Below are 4,423 nucleotides of genomic sequence, written 5' to 3' on the forward strand. Positions count from 1 at the left end.
GTATTAAACATGAATGGCCCTTCTTTTAGGATGAAGGAAACGGAAGAATGGATGAAGAGCATTTCAGGCTGAAGTGGCTCAAAATTAAATTGCGAAATGGCTCACTTTTCAGTTGCGAAATACAGCAGGCGACTGTAATCAAATTGAATGCCAAGGAAACTACAGCTTTTAGCTTTTCCTTAACCCTAAATCCTTTACTCTTCTATGTAACCCCGCAATATAAACGTCCGATTTAAAACAAGCTTTTCCGATTTCACCGCCCCAATTTTGGAATAAAGATTTCGTAAAAGGCTCGAAAAATGCCCGAAAAGCCCTCCGCCACAACAATTGGCAAAAGACTGGGTTCGGAAATCTTTATTAAAAACTGATAAAAACGTGAACGAAATGGGGAAAAAAAGCGTGGAAAACGGTCAAAACGTGAACCAAAAAGAGCGAAAATCGGGTTTTGTCGGTAGACTTTATTTTAAAAGGGAACGAAGGAATGCGGGTTTAGCGGGTGTGTTTTCGGAAGTTTATAAAATAAAAGGACAATGATGTAGCCCAGCAATAAACTCCAGCACTTTACAATAAACTCACAACATCATTGTCCAGCCGTTTAAAACAAAGTCCGTTACCCAAATTCCTTAAAACCCTTGTCACTACTCTCTTTCTTCAATCTCGAACGTAAAGAGCTTCTTTTTAAACCGAGAAAAACGTGAACAAAAAGCGTAGGAAAAGCAGTGAAAAGTGGTCAAAACGTGATCAAAAATGTGTGAAAATGAGGGAAAGATGAAAGACTTTATTTTAAACGGCAACGAAGGAATGCGGGTTTGGGTGGGGTGAAGGTACAGGAGTATTTTTTAAATGGACAATGATGTAGCCCAGCAATAAACTCCAGCACTTTACAATAAACTCACAACATTTTTGTCCAGCCGTTTAAAACAAAGTCCTGTACCTAAAATCCTTACAACCCTTGTCACTACTCTCTTTCTTCTCTCTCGAACGTAAAGAACTTTCTTTTAAACCGAGAAAAACGTGAACAAAAAGCGTGAGAAAAGCAGTGAAAAGTGGTCAAAACGTGACCAAAAATGTGTGAAAATGAGGGAAAGATGAAAGACTTTATTTTAAACGGCAACGGTGGAATGCGGGTTTGGGTGGGGTGAAGGTGCAGGAGTATTTTTTAAATGGACATAGTAGAGAAGAAAGACGGGGAAAAGTTGAATCTTTTTCTCGTTTTTTAAGGTTTAAGGGAAAAATTGAAGTGTATCTATTTTGGACGATAGTCAAAAGTTGGGTGAGGAAGCAGATGAAACAAATTAGTATAATGAAGTGGTTATTAGAAATTGAAGTGGATAAGACGAGGGCATTCTATAGCAAGGATATAGAGCTTTGCGATTGTTTATATTGTGGAAATTTTATGGAAGCTTGTAAGCATGTGAATTCACCTGATATGGAGATATTTACTACGTTAGGGATTAATCCATTGAAACCAAGTCATTTATCTGAGTTTGGTGAAATTGAGGATGGCTTACGCTTATATATTGGAAGTTATCATATTGTTGGTAAATTAGTCAAAGGTGCGTATTGTACAGATTCGGTATGGAATGATACGAATACAGTGGAAGTAGGAGATTTTACTTTTGGATTTGATAAGGATTTAATGTTTGTACATGATGAATTTCCAAGTCCTGTTTTGCAGTTAAGATTTGAGGCTCGAATTCCATGGGTATTAGACAGAAAACCAGAGGATTAAAGGAGAGAAAAATATTCAATGTGGAAGGACTATATCCAAGCAGTGGCGAAGGGATATTATTTTAAACCACCTGCCATAAAATCAGAAATTGATCAATTAGAAAAGGAATTACAGGTTGAATTACCTACTGATTTGTTAGAACTATTTAAAGAAACTAATGGGGTCTATGACAAGTTTGATTGTCCTTTAATATGGCCAACCGATCAAATTGTCAAGGACAACCTGTTCTTTAGAAACTTTGATGATTATAAAGATATTTATATGCCGTTTGATCATTTACTCTTTTTTTCTGATGCAGGAAATGGCGATTTGTTCGGGTATGCGATACTAAATGGAAGTGTTCGGAGAGATGATATTTTTGTCTGGGATCATGAATCGGATAGCAGAAAGTGGGTTGCCTCCTCGTTAAAAGACTTTATTGAAGGATGGACGAATGATAAAATTGCTGTTTAAGGGTAGGTAATTTAAAAATTCGGGGATCAGTCTATAGAAAGACGCTCCGTTTATTAAAAATAAGATAAGAAGAAATTGGAGAACGCAATATGCCTGACAAAAAGGTACGAGGATTAAAACGTAAAACGAAAAACATGGTAAACAGAATTGAACAAGAAACGTTAGAGTTCCCATCCGATTTCTACAATGGCTATTGGCATTTACATTTGCCAGTTGCACAAGATTTTATCTCTTCCAGTAAAACCCCAATTGCAATAAAACGACTATGTATGCAGACTTTGCTGGACAGGGCAGAACATTTGATTAAAATAAAACCTCAATCTCAACCGAAGTTTCGGATTGTTGTTGCGATTGATTTGCCTGGATTATGGAATAGCCAAATTATCGTTTTTTCTGGAGACAGCCATTTTAAAGGTTTTTTTGAAAGAAATGACGACTACCAAAAATGGATACCTTTATCAAAGGAAAGGAACATTATGAGTGAGTGGAATTTAATTGGATCTAATGATATGGATTGTTTAGGCATAAGGGAAGAAATAACTGATGAAGATGGCGAGCTGTTTGAAAGTGAAATTTGGTTTGTTGGTGAATTGAAGTAAGCATGGTATTAGCTTGGATGCTGTAGGTGCACATAGAGTGGAGGAGCTGAAAAGGTGATAAAAGGAAATGAAGTCGAAAGTTTTCTTGAAAACAGAATCGGTAGAAATACCAATGACTTAGCGAAAGTTTGGGAAGTATTTAAATCATTCGGTAAAGAGCAAATAGATGGTGGGGAAGAAACAGCGTTGCTTTTTCAATGTGGGGTTTATGATTTCACTGGAGAAGAACTGTTCTGCTTTGATTTTGTTAGACAGTTTACAATTGAAGAGGAAGGTCACTTGGTGCAACTGCATTGTGAATTTGTATTTGAACCAGCAGAGGAATTGAGTAAGTTGGAAACATCGCTAATGTACTTTGATTACGAAGGTGATGTAAAGGATTTTTATTCAGAAGTAGAAAGTCTTGGGGAGTTCAAGATTCCTTTAAAATATAAACCTTTACGCTTAAACATATATACAGAAGAGATATAAGCTATATACTGAAATATGTAACAAAAAAAGTGCAAGGTTAGCACAATTGAGAAAAATTTCATGGCAACCTGTAATAATGAGCAAATATAGGATATGACCGAATGTGGGTGTCTTTATGATTCTTTTAAACGGAGTAACTGGATTTAATTATGTCAATAAGAAATCTCCTCCAACAGTTGATAGAAGGCAATTTAAAAATATTTGTTTTATTGCTATTACGAAAAATGGCGGAAATATCTTGTCTTTCGATGAACCGAATGTAGGAAGGAATTTTTATAAAGTTAAGGTTAAGGTTTTCGGCGAACATATGTATATCTTACTCAATATTAGTTATCCTTTTTTGGCTTTTGCAACTTTAATTGAATTTGGAAATATAAAATTCGTTGATAATCACCTGCTAAATAGAGAGTTTAGTCCATTTTACAGGGTTTTGAATGTGAGTGAGTTGAATGAACCTTTACTTGTTAGGGACGTTAAAGGAAAAATTATTGTTGAAAACGACAATGAATTAAATGATGCTGAAGTACATCAAATAACATACTGGAAACCTGTAAGGATTGGAGATGTAATTTTTAATTATTGGGATTAAATAACAATATATAATGACTTGAAGGTGGTTTTTAACACGAATACGTCAGAAAAATATCTTCCAAGAAATAAGTATGATTTTAGCAGAGTAAATCACTTAAAGAGTATGAATAGAAGTGAGCTGTCATTTCTGTTGCCTGGCCTCATGGAATGGATTCAAGATATGAATTGGCCAATAGCAACTGAGGTTGCAGAACTACTATTAACATTTCCAAATGAGATTGTTCCCCTTGTAAAAGATGTCTTAGATACTAACGACGATGTATGGAAGTATTGGTGTTTAGAGTGTTTGGTGAAAAGATTTCCAGTAGAGTTCCAGATGCAATTAAAAGATGATTTAGTAAGACTTGTGGAAAATCCAACAACAGGAGAAAAATTAGAAGAACTTGATCAAATAGCACGGGAAACTTTGCTCTTCCTTTAACCCTTTACCCTTATCTTTACTATATAACCGTGTAAACGAGCACTTTGTTTCCTCAGAAACACCCGTGTTTTTTTCACATTCCTTCGGAATGGCTACTATACTTCTCCGCAATAATGTGCTAAATTTTTTGCATATTAAAAGGGGGAGTTTTTTTAT

6 protein-coding genes are annotated in these 4,423 nt (G+C 35.5%); all 6 read left to right on the top strand.

Annotation, left to right across the window (positions count from 1 at the left end; all coding sequences use genetic code 11):
• Positions 1–1,129 precede the first annotated feature (1,129 nt).
• The 6 genes from AU377_RS04455 to AU377_RS04480 all read left to right on the top strand — a co-directional run bounded on the left by AU377_RS04455 (position 1,130) and on the right by AU377_RS04480 (position 4,267).
• Positions 1,130–1,732, top strand: coding sequence for a hypothetical protein (locus AU377_RS04455; protein ID WP_067404823.1), 603 nt, complete (start codon positions 1,130–1,132; stop codon positions 1,730–1,732).
• 18 nt (positions 1,733–1,750) lie between these two features.
• Complete coding sequence (locus AU377_RS04460; RefSeq protein WP_067404826.1) at positions 1,751–2,185, top strand: SMI1/KNR4 family protein; 435 nt, start codon at positions 1,751–1,753, stop codon at positions 2,183–2,185.
• An 89-nt stretch (positions 2,186–2,274) separates the two neighbouring features.
• A complete protein-coding gene (locus AU377_RS04465) occupies positions 2,275–2,784 on the top strand; it encodes a DUF3916 domain-containing protein (RefSeq protein ID WP_067404830.1) in 510 nt (169 codons plus the stop codon).
• A gap of 54 nt (positions 2,785–2,838) precedes the next feature.
• Complete coding sequence (locus AU377_RS04470) at positions 2,839–3,255, top strand: hypothetical protein (protein WP_067404833.1); 417 nt, start codon at positions 2,839–2,841, stop codon at positions 3,253–3,255.
• 103 nt (positions 3,256–3,358) lie between these two features.
• A complete protein-coding gene (locus tag AU377_RS04475; RefSeq protein WP_156450379.1) occupies positions 3,359–3,844 on the top strand; it encodes a hypothetical protein in 486 nt (161 codons plus the stop codon).
• Between the two features lie 24 nt (positions 3,845–3,868).
• On the top strand, positions 3,869–4,267 hold the full coding sequence (locus AU377_RS04480) for a DUF5071 domain-containing protein (protein WP_067404838.1): 399 nt from the start codon (positions 3,869–3,871) through the stop codon (positions 4,265–4,267).
• Positions 4,268–4,423 lie beyond the last annotated feature (156 nt).

The sequence above is a fragment of the Sporosarcina sp. HYO08 genome (genome assembly GCF_001563475.1).
Taxonomy (GTDB): domain Bacteria; phylum Bacillota; class Bacilli; order Bacillales_A; family Planococcaceae; genus Sporosarcina.